This window comes from Lyngbya sp. CCY1209 (assembly GCF_055795065.1).
On sequence record NZ_JAYFER010000534.1, the window covers coordinates 1 to 714 of the forward strand.

General features: G+C 51.5%; 1 protein-coding gene. It reads right to left on the reverse strand.

What is annotated here, in order from left to right; all coding sequences use genetic code 11:
• Window positions 1–714: Calx-beta domain-containing protein (locus AC0QHF_RS17680; protein WP_324705554.1), on the reverse strand; the 714-nt coding region annotated here is incomplete at both ends.

Below are 714 nucleotides of genomic sequence, written 5' to 3' on the forward strand. Positions count from 1 at the left end.
GGCATTTTTTAGGTTCACCAAAAAGGTTTCGTCTTCCTCTATGTTGCGATCGCCTTTGACGGGCACTTTAATTTCTTGGGTCGTTTCCCCCGGCCGAAATGTGAGCTGACCCCGGGTGCGGGTGTAGTCGTTCGCTTTGGCGGTTCCGTTTTTCGTGGCATAGTTGACCCTTACCCTCTCCTCGCTCGGGCGATCCATACTGACGGTAAATACCGCGTCCTGAGTGCCGCTGTTCCCTTCCTCGATGCTGACATCTTCAATCGTCACTTGAGGCAATTCATCATTCAGTATCGTCCCCGTCCCCTGCCTATCTTTGGGATTTTTAAATCGGCCATTAACGGGTGCATCGAGTTGGATCACAAAGGTTTCATCGGCTTCTACAACCTCATCCCCGATCACCGGTACGGCAATTGTTTGTTTCGTTTCCCTGGGGGCAAATATTACCGTACCGCTGGCGGGTCCATCATAATCTTCTCCCAAATTGGCCTGACGCCCTTTAATCGTATAATTGACCATCACCGTTTTGCTGGTGGGTTCGGAGAGAGTCACCGGAAACTCAAAATTTGCGATCGCGGACTCTCCCGTCATCGGGTCTAGGTCGCCTTCGGGTAAACTTACATCGCCGATGGATAGCACGGGAAAATCGTTGTCAACGATAGTCCCCGTCGCTTCCGAGTTGGCTAGGGTGGCACCTTTGGCATTTTTTAGGTTCAC